The following is a 17,534-nucleotide window of genomic DNA, read 5'->3' as shown; positions in this document are numbered from 1 at the left end:
CCACGCGACCACTCTTGTTGAAACCTGACGGCGGCATAGACAAGGCTAGATATGAATGGTTCTTGTATTTGCAGATTCCCAGCCGCCTAAACGGCCAGTTAGTGCTGCCAGAAGTCATACGGTATCGTGCACTGGACGACGATCTGGTAAAACCACAGACTTGGAAAAATCAGAAGCAGGCCTTGGTCGAGGGTACGAAGCAACCCAAAATTACTGAGGATCCAAAGCAACTGATCCCGCGCATGGCGGATCGGTTGACCACTCGGCTATACGAAGTCAGCGACTATCTGGAACGCGTGGACAACAGGGATATCATTCTGCGCCCGAAGGGTGGTAAACACCTTTGGCGCTTACCGACCACCGGCAAAAAACATCTGGTGAACAATCCGTTCTTCCAGCAAATGAGGGCAATCGGAGTCGCCGATGTCTTGCGCGTGGTGGATCAGGATACCGGATTTATTGACGACTTTGAGCACGTGCTGGGCATGACCTCCAAAAGCCGCCAGTATGAAGTGGACCTGTTGGCGATCTTGATCGCCAATGCCACAAACCAGGGCATCTATGGTATCGCCCAGATCTCTGACCGCACCTATGATCAGCTGAGTACGATCCAGGCGAACTACCTTCGGCTGGAAACATTGAATGCCGCTAATGACCGCATCAACAACGCCACCACGCGACTGAGCATTTTTAATCACTACAATATCCAGGATGACAACCTGCATGCCAGCGCCGATGGCCAAAAGTTCGAAGCTAAGCGCGAGACATTCCGTACCCGGTATTCCTCAAAATACTTCGGTACCAGCAAAGGGGTCTCAGCGATCAGCCTGAATGCCAATCATATGGCAATCAATGCCCGGGTGATCGGCGCTAACGAACATGAATCCCATTACATCTTTGACCTTCTGATGAACAATAGTACCGAGATGGGGTTCTGGGGACATTCCGTCCTGAAGTGACACTTATTGCTATAGCCCTCGCCTCATAAGGCCTACAGAGGCACCTTAATTTTCATTCTGCACGATTGATTGCATAATCTCATCCAAATTGAGTGTATTTTGTTCAAAGCTAAAGCTATAAGTCCCGTTCAAATTGATGTTGTGCCAGGCCACTGGTGAAACCTGCTTGATGATTTCGAGCTTCTTATCGTCACCTTCCGCTTCAAAATGCTCGAGTAATCGCGTCAGTATCAGCGAGTTAAAATAAATAATGGCGTTGGTTAACAGCCTAGCGCATTCATTCCACAAAACGATTTCGTCGTCTGATTTCCCTCTGAATCGATTACCATTCACATGAGCAATGGCACGGCGTAGTTGATGATAAGCCTCTCCGCGATTCAATGCTCGCTGCACATAAGCTCTTAAGCTGGCATCATCAATATAATCCAGTAAGTACATGGCCTTGAGCATACGGTTGTACTCAGTTAAAGCTTTCAGCAAGGGATGGTTTTGACTATAGCCAGACAGCTTTCTAACAAGTGTTGCCTGCGTTATCGTCTTTTGCTGCAGCGATATAATAATGCGTTGAATAGTATCCCACTCATCGATAATTAGTGCTGTATTGATAGGCTTTTTCAATGAGAGCGTCGTCTTATTATCGTCTCCCTCACTCACATCAAAAAGGTCTGATATCACCGTTCCAAACTGAGCATAGCGCGGCGCAAAGGTATAGCCAAACAGGTTCAGCAAGGCAAAGTTCACATGATTAACCCCGTGTGTATCCGTTGACAATATATCCGGCTTAATTTCAGAGGTGTTGTTATGAAGCAGATCCAAAATAAAGTGTGATTCATGTTCATTAGCACCGATAATTCGGGCATTCAATGCCACATGATTGGCAATCAGGTTCATCGATGTCAGTCCTTTGTTTGTGCCAAAATATTTCGATGAATAACGGGTTTTAAAAGTATCTAACCGTGATTCGAATTTCTGCCCATCGGCACTGGCATGAATGAGTCCTTCTTGGATATTGTAATGCTTGAAGATTGATAATTTTGCTGTTGCATCGTTAATGGCATCATTGCCGAGGTTTAGCGTTTCTGGTCGCAAATAATTGGCTTGTACTGTGCGCAAATGGTCGTATGAACGATCAGAGATGCTGGCCATACCATGTAAGCCGTAATACGTTCCATTGCCAATGAGGGCCGCCAATAAATCATTCAGATGATCACTCTGCCCAGACTGTACCTGACGAACATGCTCAAAGTACTTTAAAAAATCTGTCTCCTGGTGAACGAAGCGTAATACGTCAGCAACGTTGATGGGTTTCATGCGATCAAAAAAAGGATTGTTTAGCGCAGTTTTAGCACCGGAATACGGCAGCCGCCATTGGGTTTTACCCGAACGATTACGTAATATCACATTTCGATTGTCGCCTTCATCAATACGCTGGCAGACCCGCTGCAGCTTATCGCTCATCTCTTGTTCCATTGACTTGACCAGCTGGGCAGGATTGGTATTCATACTGTCTAACAGGGAGTCTTTGAGTAATTTGTCTTTCTCTTCCCAAGGGATATCCCCAACCAGATCATCGTGTAATGCGCGATATTTGATGGCCGTGGGTATAAAAAGTTGACCATCCAGCTTATTTTGGGCTACTAAATACAGCATGATCTCGTAACGTTCAGAGACTACTTTGTTATCCGCATCGATCACATACAATTGATGTTTGGACAAAATTAATCGCCGGTCTGCAGACTCCAACTGCCCGGTATCTAACAACTCCTTTTGCATTCCATTTAGTTGTGCTGCTAATGCCTGCGTATTGTCTGACCCTTCAAACGTCAGACATAAAAAGATGGGGCGTATCAACTGCCGAATCAGATCCTGATGTTGATCATAATATTCCCAAATATAATCATTTTTCGTGCGTTTTTGCTTTTTCAGATACAGGCACAGTGATTCTATTTCCCGTGCTCCAAGTAAGTTTTGTACCCGTTGTTTTATTTGTTTAAATGACACTTGATCATCAATGGTATCGTCAATAAAAAAATATAGTAATTCGGCTGCTTTACTGATATTTGCTGCCGCACCTTCCCAGTCTTTATAGGCCATCTCCTTAGCATACGCTTTTGCCTTTTCACGCAATTTTCGAACATGGTAGATAAAGCCATCGGCCAAACGCTCAATATTGATTTGTGCTCGTTCTTGAAGATAACAAAGTAAATAGAGTTGCTGGGTAGATCGATCGAAGCGTTTCAGTTTGGTAATGGAATAGTAATCGACCATCGTCGCATAGTGAAGCTGGTTCTGTTGCGATAGTGACAAAGCAGATACAACTTGATTTACTTCATTCATCCAAGGCTGAATGAGCTTGTTGACGTTCAATTCTTTTCCCAATTCGGGGGCATTAAAACTTTTGGCTGCCTGCTTAAGTTCTTTAACCGTTAGCGTGCTTTCCCCATCGATTAAATCACCCAGATCAGAAGATAATTCATTCGATATGACTGTTGTTAATGTGTCAGAAAGCCGTTTGCGTTCCTGCTTAATTACCTGACTGATAATCCGCTGAAGTACGGTATATTTCGGGATAGTTATATGATTTCGAGCCAGATACTCGGTGCAGGCATCAAATAAAAAGCGTGGATCAATCCAGGATTTGGCAATCTGTTGTAAATAATATCTGAGAGGATCCTGATGTTGCTCTACTTCCCATACTTCAAAGTTCAACAGGCTAAGAATCTTGTCGTAGATGCGTGTTTTCTGCTTACTGCTAATACTGAAGCGAGGGACTTTAAATCTAGGGAAATATTCTTCAGCAATAAAGGCTAAGTCTTCCTTCAATTCCTTGTAAGCAGGATTGAGCTGTATGGGCTTGATCTTAAAGTAGCCCAGTAAAGCAATGGCATAGCATTTATGATTACGATTTCTGAAGGATTTAATAACATCCAGTTCTAGGTCATTCAGGGCAAAGCTGACACGTTTTTCTTCCAATGACAGGCTGGGAAGACAATATAAATCGTTTATTTCTGCTTCATGGAGTATCGTCAGGCGTTCTTTGTAAGACATGGGCTTCTCGCAAACCCCAAATACTACTATGAATTGAATTTTACAGCGATTTTGAAAATTAGGGCCCCGCTGTAGGCCTTATGATGTAAGGGCTACAGCGATAAGTGTCACTTCAGGACGGAATGTCCCCAGAACCCCAATAGAAAAGCTCGCGAAATCAACTGTACAATCTGACCTGAAGCGGCTATTAAACTCCTTTTGTTCCAGAAGCTGACTGTAACGATAATGTGAATTCTGTGTTAATGATACTTCCTCTATGGGGACCTCAGCATTAATTTCACCATGAATGCCGAAATGTTCTATCACTAAAACATTATTCCGTTGCTCGATTTCTTTTAGCTCATCTACCGCAGCGTTTGCCGATTCAATATATGATAAAAATGACTCATGGATCTTTGCGTCACTTCTATACAAAAGTGGCGATACTTTAAATTCAGATGAAATTTCAAACATATCCCAATCATGTTTTGATAGAGATACTGCCCTTCTGGCTGACTTGCTAAAGTCAAGGCCAGGGTAGGGAAGCTTAAGAATATCGCCTGGATTAGCGTGAATCCCTGGATTTATTAGCTTTAGTAACCAGCTTATCGCATTAGTGTTTAATAGCCCGACGGCGTTATCTATACATTCTTCATTTTCTTTTGGGAATATTGTTGGCGAAACCGAGCTATATTCAGAATCATCGCCTTTAAGTCTAAACCCATTTAAAAGAGCAATATCTGACCAAGTAATGGCGACTCTACCCCAATATTTTTCTTTTGTCAGGCCTCCGTGACTTTCGTAGATTGCACGAGCATCTTCGCTCCAGTTTATGACGTGTAGACGATTTCCATACCAGCGACGATAGTCCCCACCCTTTTCAAAAAAGCGCCATTTCCGCTTTTGCCCCACGGAAGCTTGATCAAGCTCCCAATGATACCGGACATACCTATCATCACCATGTGTTTTTACCCTTCCTCCAGACTCAAAGCTTTCCGATAGCTTTGAACCAGAAAACAAAAGACCAAAATCGAACCAATAAGCAATCGGTGTGTCTGGAATTGATAAAAATGTATTCTGATCAACGATAAAGTCATCATCAGGATCTCTATTCATGAATAGAAGGTTTTTGCATTCGGACTTCCCAGCAGAGTTTAGATCAATGTATTTCCCATAGTAGCCATCAACTTTTAAGTTGCGCATAGAAAATGCGCACGCCAATACAATTTTGGTATTCATAGATGGAAAGCTGTTGAACCCAATCTGTAGAATGGAATCAATTTCTTTGGCCCTTAGTAGCTCGCTCCTATATTTCGAATAGGTGGAAAGAAACATCCATGATTGCATATTTACCTGTGCATTAAACCCGGCTTCGTTTAGTAACGAAAATCCCCTTTGCATAAATACAGCAAACAAATCTGATTTGCTGATTGGGTACTCTTTCTTTGCGAATTCCTTTAAGTCAGCATTCATTCCTTTACTGCCCATATAAGGAGGATTCGCTACGACTGCATCATATTTATGAGCTAAAAGCACAGCCTGATGAACATACGGTATCAATTGCGTTGCCGTAGCCTTTTGCATTGAGTCGCCCGCACCCTCCAATTCACAAAGGGTAGCGAAAAGCTCCTTCAGATTCTCATAGTCCTCATGAGGAACATTAATTAAAGAGCCGAATATTTTGGCCTGTTTGAATCGTTCTAACGTTCTCTGAAGCAACTGGTAGCGGTTGTCTGCTGCAGATGCACTCAGTTCCTGCTGCTCTTCTTCAAATAGTCCTTGCGATGTGCCACTCTGCCATTCTCCGGTCAAGTTCAATGACCGCCATATAGAAAGCAGATTTATATTGGAGCTTTCCTGTAATGACAGAACATTGAGTCTGATATTGCGACTGAAGATTCGTCTATCGTCCTCTCTCGCGAGCATCATCAACGCGAATCCGGCCAATTGTCCGGCACGATCATCAATATCCAGACCGAAAAGATTGTTTTCGAGAATAAGCTGCGGAATGTCGCGAGTTCGATAACCCCTTTCTTCGTAAATCGATTTAAAAACCTTGTACGCTTCGATTAGCAAGTGACCGCTGCCAACTGCGGGATCAATACAGGAAAGTGCTTCCGGTTTAAGATCTTTTGGAGTCATCGCAGCGAGCTGTGCCTGTACTTCAGGTGTTTGCTCGGCAGGCTCAATGTAATACGGCATTTTCTCCTTGAGAGGAGAATTCGGATACGTCTGAAGCCACTGGCGACCAACTGAGTTCTGCACCAAGTACTGCACAATCCAATTGGGAGTAAAAAGTTGTGTCGCGGCTGGAATATCCTCGCTCTTAACGACCTTACCCATAACCTGATCTTTTTTCTCGGATATATAGAACTGGTAAAGCCAGCCAATAATCTCGATATGGTTCCAGTCTTCATCGGGAACACTGGTCACAAACTCACGGATCAGTGAGTCGGTCTTGGTCAGGTTTTCTGGCAACAGCAACTCGGATTCATCTGCTAACGCCTCAAACAGAAATGGCATTGCTTGATGCAGGACATGACACTGGGCCAGCAACAGCTCACGGTAAAGCTCTTCGTCTTTGGTGCCATCTAGCTTCAGCTCTCTAACCTTGGTCTGGTCCAGTCCAGGCAACTCGACATCCAGACACTCTTCCAGGATCTGGGGAACACCGGCACTGCCGTCAGCCGCGCTCAATACCCGACGCCCGTGATCAAGAAACCCTTTGCGTTCCATGTAGCGAATAGCGCATAGCCGGTTGAACCAGCTATAGGCCACATGCTCCAATACCCGGTCGAAGCCTTGCTGCTCGATGCGCTTTACCAAGCGTTCGCGAGGTTTGATAACCGAAGCCGGAAACGGTCTATCACCAATCAGAACAAGGTCGCCCTTCTGCTCCGTTGGCTCGACTTTCTTTTTGGTAATCCCATATTTCGCAGCCTGTTTACTCATGGCCTCGATGAAGGCTTTACGGGCTTTGGGTGCGTATTTTTTTACGTTGTTGGTGTTCATAGGCCTTCCGTAGTTACTCTCTATCTTCCGTGACCGACAGGAAGTTCGTTGAGTCCGTAGATTGTTGAACTGATTGTGTGCCATGAACCATCTGTAACCAGCTGGCATCATCTTCCAATTCTGGCAGTGCTACCCCCCTGAAAAGGTGTTCACACCAGAACCCATCGGTGGCTGCCAGCACAGTTGCATCCTGTGCTATATCTGCTTCGATTAATTCTGGTTGAGTGAAACGGCGCGCATTCAGGGACTGGGTGAGCGTTTGTTGAGCAACCTGCTGTTCATCCGCAATAATTGGACGCCCCTCCACCCCAGTGCGCTTATAGATCTCTGTACTTTCGATACGGTGAGGCATGTTAATCCAATCTATTTTTGCTCCATTGCTCTGTACCCCAATTCTGCAGTCTCCGGTATAGAGCCATTGCAGTTTGCCGCTTCTTACATTGAGGATGAGCACGCCGTAGCTTGCGATGTCATAGAGAAAGTCGCTTCGCAGTGTTTTTTGTCGGTCGGCTAACTGCGCAATTACTTGCTCTGTATTTAAGTATGAACCTGATTCCAAGATGGTTTTGGTGGTGCTATTGGCCCAGTATTGTGCGAGCCGTTCACCTCGGTTATTGATACCGTTGAGCATGTGGCCATCGAAATGTTTCTCAGCCGCGTCAGCTAGCGTCGCGATAAAGTATTCCCCACAATACCCAATGGCGGCTGCATCGCTATTTTGTCTGCGTTTTTGGCCCTGCTGGCTTGTCCATGAAACTCGCATAGGCGCGGTTACCCTTGGGTCGCTTGAAGGAGAGTGGCCAGCTTTTCCAATCGCTGAAAAATGATCGCTTCCCGTTCGCTGTTCCCGCCAGCCTGACTGCTCACGGCGTATTCAAAGTTTTGGTCTTCGAGTAATTTAGACAACTCGTCAACGAAGTATGCTTGCACTTCCGCCGACGCTGCGCGGACTTCTTCGACCAATTCCGGTCGGCCATCGACAAGATGCAGTATGTCCTCAATGTCCCTGCTTCCAAGCGTGTCTCCATTTCCCCGGCCTTTAAAGGCTTCGAGCTTCGTGGCTAAGAAGTAAACTGGCGTCACTAGGCGAATGGTGAGATCTGGATTCAATTCGTATTTGGTTGCTGTTTCCATAGCGTCCTGATACCAGCGGTTCCCAAACCCCAAAACTTTCTCGTCGTCCGGCATGAAGTCCACGCGCAGTGGGCCGAGTTGCATTGCGCAGATGGGGAGACTCTCCCCTGGCGGTGGCATCGGAATGGTAAAGCCCTGTAGACGTAGTTGATCTTGAAGCGCGTGAAACCCGAGGTAGCCCATTGTATGAACGATGAGATCCACGTCGTCGGTGTGGCGAACCTGCTCTTTGGTGAAGTCATCGGTGAGTAGAAGCCCTGTAGTGCAGCCTCCCACAAAGGTCATTTGCGCTCGCAGCGCTGGGCCGAGGGCAATGGCGACCTGTTCGAGCATCTTCTTAAGTAGCGGTAAATTTGACACTACCTCACCCCCATGTGTTTCTTGAGTAGTTCGCAGGCCAGGTTTGCCTCGCGTGGTTGTCCAATCCGTATGGCGTCCACTAGCGCCAACAATGCGTACATTTCTGGGTCTTTACGGACGGCATAAGGCACGGACTTGCAAAGAGGCTCCACAGCTTGTCCCTTGGTATTTCCTCTGGCGTCTGGCCACACTGGAACCCATTCGCCTGCGCTCATGAGTTTTTCATTCAATACCGGTGCAGCGAATGCCGTGGCAATACCCCGCGTAACTTCGCCTGGCCTGCCAGGGAAAATGTATTTCAGGCCATACACGATGAAGTCATAGAGCGCTCGGGTATTGGCCCTTGGCACGCCAGTTCTGCGGTCTTTTTTTGCGAGACCGACGTCCATACAGCGATTCAGGGCGAGGTTCACCTGCGATTTACTGATCCCGGTTTCCTGTTCTAAATGCCGGGCGGTATAGCGTGAGGCTATGTACTCGCTAAAAGGGTCCTGTTTCGCAGGGAAGAAATCGTCGATTTCCGTTTGCTGGGGATGCGCGTCTTCCCAATCCTGCCAATCGAGCGGCCATGTCCGGCTCGCGTTGCTACCGGCTTCCGGATCGAGCTCCAGCTTGCTTAAGGCGACCAATTTAAGCAGTAATACAATATCTTGACTTTTCATGTGAATGGCCTCGCGGGCGTCCCTAGTCCTAGGACATGGGACAAGCCTTCCAGACAGTACATGGAAATGCAAGCCTTTTTGCTCATCGGAGGCGAGCCCGCTTTTCGGCCTGAATGATGGCCTGCAACTCGGCCCTCAATGCCTCGACAAACTGGTCGATCGATTCCTGAGTTTCCATATACGCGCCCTCGCATGTTTTGTTGTAGACGCTAGATACATTGACCTCGACCACTGGCTTGGGTTTTGCAACGGGCCTCTCAGGCTGCGCGGCCGGCATAGGGGGTGTCGTGTCCGTGCCGGACGTGTCATCTGGTTCGGTTTTGGCTACCTCTTCCGCTTTGGCGCGACGGTCAATCTCCGCCTGGACAGCTCGTTCTAGCTCATACAGGCCATCATCGAAGCGCTCGGTGGCCGTCTCGGTCTGAAGCATATAGATGCCGGCAATACCGGTCTCCGTTTCCAGATCCGATTTTACCAATTGGAGAGGCCTGAGCAGGCGGTTACTCAGCTCGGGCGTACCGATACCGCTTTTGGCTATTTCCGCTTCCAGTTGCTGGGTCTTGTCATCGACCCGAGCAATGGCGTGGACGCGTTTTTCCGTTAGCAGCAGTTCGTTGACGCTCTCTACTGCGCTAATCAGCGTGGCTACTTTGTGCAACATGCCATAGGGGGCGGTGGCAGACTCGATAGCATGGAGCTCGGCCAAGGCCTTGTTGGCCCCGGCATTTTTCTCCAGAGCCTGGCGATTTTTATCAAAGTGGCGCAAAGCCTGCTGAAGCTGTTGCCAGGTATGTATCTGGTTACTGAAAAACTCGTGGATGTCGCGATAGTCTTCTTCCAGATCGAGGTAATCGTCTTTTTTGTCCACAACCTGCTTGAAAAAGTCGAAGCTATCGTCATTGTTGAGCACGCGTTCCAGGGTCAGTATGGACTTTTCGATAACAGCCTTTCCGGGGAAACGGCCAACATCGGTCTTACTTTTATAGGATTTGAGATTGCCTAGCCATTGACTGAAGTGTTGGAAGTAGAACTCAAATAGCTCCTTTTCGGTCGCCGGCCCCATTGAGGAGAATAGATCCTGGGTCAGGTTACGTGCCTGCTTGAGGACTGCTTCATCGGTTTGGCGTTTCTTGATGATTGAGACATCGCGGCGCCGGCGGGTATTCTGGAGGGGTTCCAATGCCTCCCTTACAGGCAGGGTTCCACCCCCTAGCTGGAAGGATATCCGTCCAGCCGCAGCCAACCGGCCGACCATTAACAGAATTTCAGCGTCTGGCCAGCCATAGGGTCGCTTGCTGAACCGCTCAACGATATCCGATACCAGAATTCGCTCGGTACCGCTCGCTCTTAGCCCAATGTATTGCTCAACGTCACGGATGGCTTTTGGATTACCTTCTTCCCCCTCCAGTGACAGGCCAATCTGACCAATATCATCAATGGTCAGGATGGCGTTGAGTTCTCGCCATGGATCTTGCTGATAGACCTTAATATAGGAGAGTTTGGTATAGGTATTCTCCAGCAGATAGCGACAGGCTTCGTCGAGCTTGGAGATGGCATTGGCTGTAGATAGGGACAGATGCTGACCAAGGGCGTAGGCCTCGGATTTCAGTAAAATTTCTTCAATTCGGGCGCGGAGGCGCTTCTTGCGTTCCTGGTTTTCTCTGCCTCGGTCGGCCAGTATGCGTGTGATGTCGGCCTGAGTGCCGTCGTCATTCAAGCGGATAAATTTGTTGGTTCTCAGCCAGGTTTTCAACTCACTGAAGAATTGCTTGTCATCACCAAGCTTGAACAGGATCAGGCCGTCACCCTCAGTGCTTTTGTTGATGCAGCCAGCTTCGGAATAGAGGGCATAATCAGTATCTAGGGGAGACACGATTTCGACCTTGAGATCCGATTCGTATTTGCCATCAAGGGAGTGGCCGTCTAAGTAGCGGCCCAAGCCGTAGTCCATCTTGTTGGGCTGGTGGCGGTACTTGTTGGTATCGCGGAGTAGATCCTTAAAGATCAGGTTGCCCAGTTCTTTGTTTTCTTCTGAGCTGGAAATGTCGGTTGCCTTGATCTTTTGGGTGATGTCGCGCTCTTCATTGGTCAGGAATAGGAACTCGTCTCCATTCCGCGTGATCAGGCTTTCTTTTTCCAAGCGCTGTAAGCTGTCCTCGATACGTTTGCGCAGCGCTAGTTTATCGTCATCGATTTTCTCGATAGACAGGGTAACCAGGTTGTCGAGGGTGCCTTTGATCAGATCAACATAGCGGATCATGAACAGCGTGCGCAGCATCTGAACATCGAAGCTGTCCAAGGTGGCATTCTCACCAGCCTGATCGATAGTGCGCTTTACCGCGGTATCCAAAAAGCCCTCAACGGCGGTATAGAAGCGGTGCATGGGCACAAGGGCGCCGATTTCTTCGTTCGAGATGGCACTCGCTGCCATTTGGAACGCATCGAGCATGGAACGCTCACCGTAAGCCAGGTGCGCACCTGTGGCACCAACTTTGCGGATCTCTTCAAAGACCTTCTGCACCAATTGGAAATGGTAGGGGGCAAAGGGGTAGTTATTGACGAAGCTGTCCGGGCCGTCAAAGTTTTTCAGGGTGGGCCCGGATCGGTCAAAGGTGATCTGGTTTTTCAGGATATCACCCTTCTGGTCGAACACAGATTTCAATAGCTCCGCAGCTTCCGGAGTTTTGCGTAGTAAGCGCTTCTGAATGACCTCATCGGTGTTTGAGCTGGACAGCGACAACCGCGTCTTAAAGCGACCGGCGATCTTGGAGAAATCATTCGCTTTTGAGGACGACAATTCGCCCAGCACTGCGTCCATATCGGCCTGCGAGGTAACAATGATCCAGGCGCGACCCTTGCAGATGGTGCCAAGATTCTCTGTGATCGTCTGCAGTGTCAGCATCAGTTTGGTATCGCTGCCGATAAACTGCCCCACTTCATCGACTAGGAACAGGATACGGCTATCACCGCCTCGCTCTTCCAGATACTCCTTCACCCAATGGCAGAAGTTTTCAACCGAGACACTGAAGGTCTCTTCTGACGCTTCAAACCACTTATGCGCGGCTTCGGGTGACATGTTGAGGGTTTCAGAGATGGCCGCCTCTACATCATCCTGATAGAACTGGAAGCCATCACGCTCTGACTCCCAGGAGTGGCCAGAGGATCGTTCAAAAGCGACTTTGAAATCCTCATACACGCCTTTCTGGAACAGGTGGCGCTCCATGTGCGCGATATGAGCGTGGTCTCCGCTGAAGCCCTGGTGCTCGTTAAATACGCGGAGGAACACATTCAAGATAGGATTGCCGTCGTCATTGGAGCTGGCTTTGCTGTCAATATTGAACAGGATGACATCGGCATGAGTGCTCACAGCTTTATCGATGTCTGCTCGAATAAACGCGTCCCTGACTTTACTTTCGTCAAAGAAAGAGACGGCATGCCTTTCTTTGCCTTCCTCGTCGTGAACCGGCGTGTTTGCAAGGATATACGACAGGGTTTTCAGGAAGTGGGACTTACCAGAACCGAAGAAGCCAGAAATCCAGACACCGACGCGGTTGGCTATCGACGGGTCTTTCAGGTCAGTGGCGTAAGACTGGAAAAAGTCCCGGAAATGGCGCTCAAGCTCGTTGGTGACGACATACTCGTCCAGCTCTTGATACACCGTGGCGTCATCATTCTGGTCGGCCTTCACTACCCCGTTAATTGACCGATCCAATGGCTTGAAGAAGAGTTCCTTGATATTCATGTGAGTGCGTTCTCTTTACGTTGTCGTTATAGGCGATAGCGTTCAGGGTACGAGCTTGAAGGCCCGGTAGTAGTTATTGCTTGGAATGCGTCCAAACAGGCTCATGCTTTGGCCGTCGTATTGGCCGGGGTAGAAAAGCACCAAAGGCACATGCCCGAGCACGGAATGAAGGCGGTTGAGAATATTGTGAGCACGAATCATCGGCCATACAGAGCCTACCCCTGACATCAGAACTAGGCTTGCCTTGTCGGCCTGATAGCGTTCGTTCAGGTACGGGACAAATTTGTCCATGTGCAGCGGGCCCTTGAGGGCGCTGAGCAGTGCATCATCCCCCTTCGCTCGCTGCAGATTGATTGCCTTGTCTATAAAACCGCGATCCTTGAGGTATTCGATGAGCGCGGAGAGTAAGTTGATGTGCACAACCGGCAGGTGGGCATGCTTCTTGGCTAGCATGTCCTCCAGAAAGGCGATGTATTCACGTACCTGCAGCTCGGTTTCTGGTTGGTAGTCAAAGACCCAGAAACCAATTTCATTACCAAGCCCATGACCTTTCAGGAATTCATCGGCCAAAATCTTTGCTGGGATCTGGTTAAGTCGTTCGTTGAGTGATGCGTCCATTGCCATCCTTCTTATTGCGCTCGTCGTGAGGACACGTCCAAGCATTGCAATATGCGATGCCGGTAGGTGTCTTCGAGCATTATGCGAATTTCAGGTCTCACCAAGACATGCTGGAGCACGGTGTCTCGGGTGTTCTTAAGGTAATGAGCCTCGGCCAAAATCCGGAAAGCGACCTGCCCCATCTTCTTCCGAGTTGAGGCCTTCCAATCAAGGATCTCTGGTGCCCGATTAGCCTGGTGGTCGAGAAACTCCTCCCATAGGTAAAAAGCCAGAGTGTCGGCGCGCGTGGTGTAGGTATCCTTCACGACTGACTCAACGAATTCCACGAGCAGGAGGTTGCGCTCCAATGAGGCGCAATAGGAGGCCTGGGTGGCGAGTTCTTCGTCGCCATCACGGATAGCACGCCAGAATTCAGGTTCCAGTCGCTCAAGACGTTTTCTGATCGCCTGGGCGTTGCGCTTTGCAGAAGCGGCTGTTGGCTTCTGGAGGCGGTTTTCGACGCGGATGGCGTGATCCCACGTCGCACTATCAGCTTGGGCAAGAAGTAGGTCTGCCACTACACGACTCTCCCTCACCATCAGGGAGCCGCCGGTGAGATCGCTGTCGTAACGAAAGTTCTCAGTCATGCCGTCTCACACATCGGCTCCAAACAAGTAGGGACCGATTTTCTTGCGGTCGTCGGGTAGCAGCATCAATGGGTACCTTAGTTCGTCCTGGGACTCTTCAGGTGTGATTGCCGCTTGGTAGCGCTGGATTGTGTAATGAGCAAGGGCTTTGCGGACAACGATTTGTAGGCGCCCTTCCGGCATCCCATAGTCCACCTCAACCAGTGAACGCTGTACTTCACTCAATTTGAGGTTGGCCACGAGATTGATGGTGACTGATTCTTGCCAGAGCGTGTCTTCCGCTGGGAGTGGCGCAGGTGCTTCAGAGGGTTTGGGCACTCTGTCTATGCGGGACAGCAATAAGTCTCGAAATTCGTTGCGCTTGTGGCAATAGGCCCTGACATGCCAGCGAAATCCTGTATAAACAAGAGAGTGTGGAGAGATGATCCTCTCGGCCCATGCGGGGTTGCTCATTGACGCATAGACGATTTTGAGGCTGCTTCCAGTTCGGCAGGCATTGACTACTTCCCTTACAACTTCTGGTCTGACGGCACGATCGGGAAGCCTTACACCAGTCAGGCAATCCTCTGTCTCTACGACGGCCGAAGTGGTATCGCTGCTATGCCCGGAAAGCATGTCGAAATATTCATTGACGTGACCGTGGGTCAGTACCGGCTTGAAAGTCGGTGACGGAACGTAGGCCTTTAGGCTGGGATCGTGGATCAGAGACCCCGGATTGTGCTCAGTGAGATAGCGTCGAATATCCCCGGACGCCTGCTGGCGGCTGATGCCAAACCAGTTAACCAGGCGATTTGTGACCAGTCGCCCCTCCCATAGGGCGAGCAATTCAATCACTGTAAGCCTCTGTAATACATCATATTTATCTTTTTTCATGGGCCGGTGCGTGTCAGGCTACCTCAGAAGCAGTGAAGAATCCTGATCATTGCAGAAAATTGCTTTACAGTAAACTTTGTTTACATATAATTTACTTGATATGGCGGCATGGAGGTGGATGCGTGGAAAGGGAAAAGGGTGATCTAGCCCGCGCTGTGAGCAACCAGAGAAAGGCCCTTGAGGCACTCGCGGAAGTTGCTCATCACTTTGAACTAACAGCTCCTGACAAGCAGCTTCTCGATGAGTTGATGGCAAAAATGGAGCGGCAACTGTCAGATAATCGTAAATTGATGATTCGCAATACCACGGAAGCGAGAGCCGCCAGGCAAAATGCAGTTCCGGCCGCAAAGAAAAAATCTAGAGCGGGCAAACAACACGGCAGGAAATTCTGCACGCAGTGCCAAGATTTTTTATCCTCAGGCGACCTGACAAAACATTTCAAGCGGGTTCATGGTCGTCCACCAACACCAGGCGAGAAAAACCAGTCTCGCAAGCACCGAAAGAATTCCGGTACCACCTATGACGGTAATCGTCCTCCTCGAGGGCCAACGGTGCAAGGAGGTTCACCGGGCTTAGGGAAACGCTCTTGACTGCGATATAGCTGTCCAGGTGCCGCTCATCTGCTTTCCAATAGAGCGTAAACCTCAGCTGGTGGTATATTAGCTCTGCCGCGCGATAAATTACATGGAGATGCTGTGGAGAAAAGGGAAAGGTTCCTGCTGTATGAAAAGCTTTACTTTCATGAGCTGGAGCGTATCGAAAAGGTCAGTGCCCGTCTGAGCCTTCCATTTACTGTAATGTTGGCGATCATTGCATTTTTGGCGTTCATGCTGAATTCGGAATCCAAGCCAAATGATTCAGGTATAGCGACACTTTGTTTCTGGTTGCTGTTCTCCCTATCATGCATTGCGTTGTTGGCTGGCGCGTGGTTTTTCCGGTTAGCCTGGTTCGGGCATGATGACAAGTTGTTACCAGTTGCAGGTACAATTGAGGACTATTTCCTTGAGCTCGAAGAAACCTACAAGGACTTCGATGGGGGCGATAAGCTAACGAAAAAACATTTTGATGATTTTTTATTCGATTATTATGCGCAGTTCGCCTCGGAAAATGCGATAAACAACGACAGGCGTTCTTATAATATTTATCGATCTATTGTGGCGCTGATGTTCTCGGTTTTACTAGCATTTGCAGCAGCAATCCCGTTTTACTTACACGACAATGAGAGTGGTTTCTATGACAAAGCCAGCACCGCCGCCTCCGCCACCCAGGCCTCCTGAGAGGAGTGTGAAGGGAAATACTCAGAAGCCACAACCCCGGCCTCCCAGAGGCAGGTGAACCTTATCTGTCCTTGCAGCGAGGATAGTTTCTCTGCATGTATCGGGAAGACTACTTCGACACCTGGAAACGACTAAAGGATCTGGCTGAAGCTTGATCAACAGGTGGGGCAGCAGCTAGGGTAAAAGCTACTTAGTTAAGTCGTACCTAAAATCTAACCACTAAAGAGGAAACACGGATGTTGATACTGACAAGACGGATAGGCGAAACATTGGTTGTAGGTGATGAAATCACGGTGACCGTATTAGGAGTGAAGGGGAACCAGGTTCGGCTGGGTGTCGAAGCTCCCAAGGAAACCGAAGTTCACCGCGAAGAAATTTACGAGCGAATCCAGCTTGAGGCTGCAGAAGAAAAGTAGCAAGGACTGAAAAAATGTCGGAAAAAGAAAAATCAGGGTCAGAGTTGTTAGAGGCGCTGAAATACGCTACTTCAGACCGACTAAAATCAGTACAGAGGAAGCTTACGATCGCTCGTAACACTATTACTGGTGATGCCTTAACAAGGCCCTACGACGCCTTCTTTAGTGAGAATGACAAAGAGGTACTTCGCCAGGCTGCTAATATTCTTGGTCAGTTTAAGAACAAAGTTGAACACGCCAAGGAGATTAGGGCGCGGGAAGAAAAAGAGCGGGATGCATTCTTAAAACGCTGCGGATTTCTGCGGCAAACGATTTTGAATAAATATCTTAAGAGTCCCCGCTCGATAGGTGAGCACACTGAGTCTGTTGTTTTTCATTTGGCCCTTCAGCGTTTCAGGGACTCAATAGCGCGCTATCGTGGGACTTACTTTGGTCATGGCATTAAGTGGACTGAGGATAATTTTAACTGCGGTTTGGATGATAAATATCCTCATATGAAAGTAAAGCATGTTGCACCTAAGTGCCACACAGAATCGTTCGATTGGTTAAGTGAAAATTTGTGGAAGTATGATGAAGAACCTACTGCTGACCAGGTAATTAAAGTGATGGATCTTTTCCACGGTGAATGGCGTGACGTTACGCTAGATAGCTACAAAGACTTTTTCCAACATTATAATAAAGCCTTGCTTTTTGAATTCGAGGGTAACCGTCCGGCGAACTCACCTTTCCATTCGATTTTAAGCTAGTAGCCTTGGTGTCCACCTCATTTTAAGTGGACACCTATTATGAATACTCAAGGATTACTTCCCTCTCCAAGCACGCCACCGC

General features: G+C 48.4%; 13 protein-coding genes and 1 pseudogene. 5 read left to right on the top strand and 9 right to left on the bottom strand.

Annotation, left to right across the window (positions count from 1 at the left end):
- Positions 1–929: pseudogene (locus O9X78_RS19250) on the top strand (Tn3 family transposase); the annotation flags it as partial.
- Between the two features lie 75 nt (positions 930–1,004).
- Here the strand turns inward: O9X78_RS19250 and O9X78_RS19245 are convergent.
- The 9 genes from O9X78_RS19245 to O9X78_RS19205 form a co-directional block, all read right to left on the bottom strand.
- Complete coding sequence (locus O9X78_RS19245; RefSeq protein ID WP_261845139.1) at positions 1,005–4,007, bottom strand: Tn3 family transposase; 3,003 nt, start codon at positions 4,005–4,007, stop codon at positions 1,005–1,007.
- Positions 4,008–4,085: 78 nt separating this feature from the next.
- On the bottom strand, positions 4,086–6,998 hold the full coding sequence (pglX, locus tag O9X78_RS19240) for a BREX-1 system adenine-specific DNA-methyltransferase PglX (RefSeq protein WP_269621360.1): 2,913 nt from the start codon (positions 6,996–6,998) through the stop codon (positions 4,086–4,088).
- Positions 6,999–7,011: 13 nt separating this feature from the next.
- Positions 7,012–7,761, bottom strand: coding sequence for a hypothetical protein (locus O9X78_RS19235; protein WP_269621359.1), 750 nt, complete (start codon positions 7,759–7,761; stop codon positions 7,012–7,014).
- An 8-nt stretch (positions 7,762–7,769) separates the two neighbouring features.
- The gene (locus O9X78_RS19230; RefSeq protein ID WP_269621358.1) at positions 7,770–8,492 is read right to left on the bottom strand and encodes a hypothetical protein; all 723 of its coding nucleotides are present in this window, start codon (positions 8,490–8,492) and stop codon (positions 7,770–7,772) included.
- Positions 8,492–9,154 carry a hypothetical protein gene (locus O9X78_RS19225; RefSeq protein WP_269621357.1) on the bottom strand — a complete coding sequence of 221 codons (663 nt, stop codon included), beginning with the start codon at positions 9,152–9,154 and terminating at the stop codon, positions 8,492–8,494. The genes O9X78_RS19230 and O9X78_RS19225 overlap by 1 nt, the downstream gene beginning before the upstream one ends.
- 82 nt (positions 9,155–9,236) lie before the next feature.
- On the bottom strand, positions 9,237–12,896 hold the full coding sequence (gene brxC, locus O9X78_RS19220) for a BREX system P-loop protein BrxC (RefSeq protein ID WP_269621356.1): 3,660 nt from the start codon (positions 12,894–12,896) through the stop codon (positions 9,237–9,239).
- A gap of 42 nt (positions 12,897–12,938) precedes the next feature.
- Positions 12,939–13,514: a DUF1788 domain-containing protein gene (locus tag O9X78_RS19215; protein ID WP_269621355.1), complete on the bottom strand. Its 576-nt coding sequence runs from the start codon at positions 13,512–13,514 to the stop codon at positions 12,939–12,941.
- An 11-nt stretch (positions 13,515–13,525) separates the two neighbouring features.
- Positions 13,526–14,140, bottom strand: coding sequence for a DUF1819 family protein (locus O9X78_RS19210; protein ID WP_269621354.1), 615 nt, complete (start codon positions 14,138–14,140; stop codon positions 13,526–13,528).
- A 6-nt stretch (positions 14,141–14,146) separates the two neighbouring features.
- Positions 14,147–15,013 (bottom strand): WYL domain-containing protein, encoded by an 867-nt coding sequence (locus tag O9X78_RS19205; RefSeq protein WP_269621353.1) that lies wholly within the window; start codon positions 15,011–15,013, stop codon positions 14,147–14,149.
- Between the two features lie 122 nt (positions 15,014–15,135).
- Here O9X78_RS19205 and O9X78_RS19200 point away from each other — a divergent pair, with 122 nt between their 5' ends.
- The 4 genes from O9X78_RS19200 (at position 15,136) to O9X78_RS19185 (ending at position 17,452) form a co-directional block, all read left to right on the top strand.
- Positions 15,136–15,603, top strand: a complete 468-nt coding sequence (locus O9X78_RS19200; RefSeq protein WP_269621352.1) for a hypothetical protein — start codon at positions 15,136–15,138, stop codon at positions 15,601–15,603.
- Positions 15,604–15,708: 105 nt separating this feature from the next.
- Positions 15,709–16,290, top strand: coding sequence for a hypothetical protein (locus O9X78_RS19195; protein WP_269621351.1), 582 nt, complete (start codon positions 15,709–15,711; stop codon positions 16,288–16,290).
- A gap of 236 nt (positions 16,291–16,526) precedes the next feature.
- Positions 16,527–16,706 (top strand): carbon storage regulator CsrA, encoded by a 180-nt coding sequence (gene csrA / locus O9X78_RS19190; RefSeq protein ID WP_269621350.1) that lies wholly within the window; start codon positions 16,527–16,529, stop codon positions 16,704–16,706.
- Positions 16,707–16,720: 14 nt separating this feature from the next.
- On the top strand, positions 16,721–17,452 hold the full coding sequence (locus O9X78_RS19185) for a hypothetical protein (RefSeq protein ID WP_269621349.1): 732 nt from the start codon (positions 16,721–16,723) through the stop codon (positions 17,450–17,452).
- Positions 17,453–17,534: the final 82 nt, after the last annotated feature.

The organism is Zhongshania aquatica, from assembly GCF_027257955.1.
Lineage (GTDB): Bacteria > Pseudomonadota > Gammaproteobacteria > Pseudomonadales > Spongiibacteraceae > Spongiibacter > Spongiibacter aquatica.
The sequence above is the reverse complement of the archived record's forward strand: the minus strand, read 5'-3'. Positions and strand labels throughout refer to the sequence as shown.

Coding starts and splice junctions, on each gene's coding strand:
- O9X78_RS19205 (WP_269621353.1), bottom strand. CDS start 15,013: ATGAAAAAAGATAAATATGATGTATTACAGAGGCTTACAGTGATTGAA.
- O9X78_RS19245 (WP_261845139.1), bottom strand. CDS start 4,007: ATGTCTTACAAAGAACGCCTGACGATACTCCATGAAGCAGAAATAAAC.
- O9X78_RS19235 (WP_269621359.1), bottom strand. CDS start 7,761: ATGCGAGTTTCATGGACAAGCCAGCAGGGCCAAAAACGCAGACAAAAT.
- O9X78_RS19185 (WP_269621349.1), top strand. CDS start 16,721: ATGTCGGAAAAAGAAAAATCAGGGTCAGAGTTGTTAGAGGCGCTGAAA.
- O9X78_RS19210 (WP_269621354.1), bottom strand. CDS start 14,140: ATGACTGAGAACTTTCGTTACGACAGCGATCTCACCGGCGGCTCCCTG.
- pglX (WP_269621360.1), bottom strand. CDS start 6,998: ATGAACACCAACAACGTAAAAAAATACGCACCCAAAGCCCGTAAAGCC.
- O9X78_RS19215 (WP_269621355.1), bottom strand. CDS start 13,514: ATGGACGCATCACTCAACGAACGACTTAACCAGATCCCAGCAAAGATT.
- csrA (WP_269621350.1), top strand. CDS start 16,527: ATGTTGATACTGACAAGACGGATAGGCGAAACATTGGTTGTAGGTGAT.
- brxC (WP_269621356.1), bottom strand. CDS start 12,896: ATGAATATCAAGGAACTCTTCTTCAAGCCATTGGATCGGTCAATTAAC.
- O9X78_RS19225 (WP_269621357.1), bottom strand. CDS start 9,154: ATGAAAAGTCAAGATATTGTATTACTGCTTAAATTGGTCGCCTTAAGC.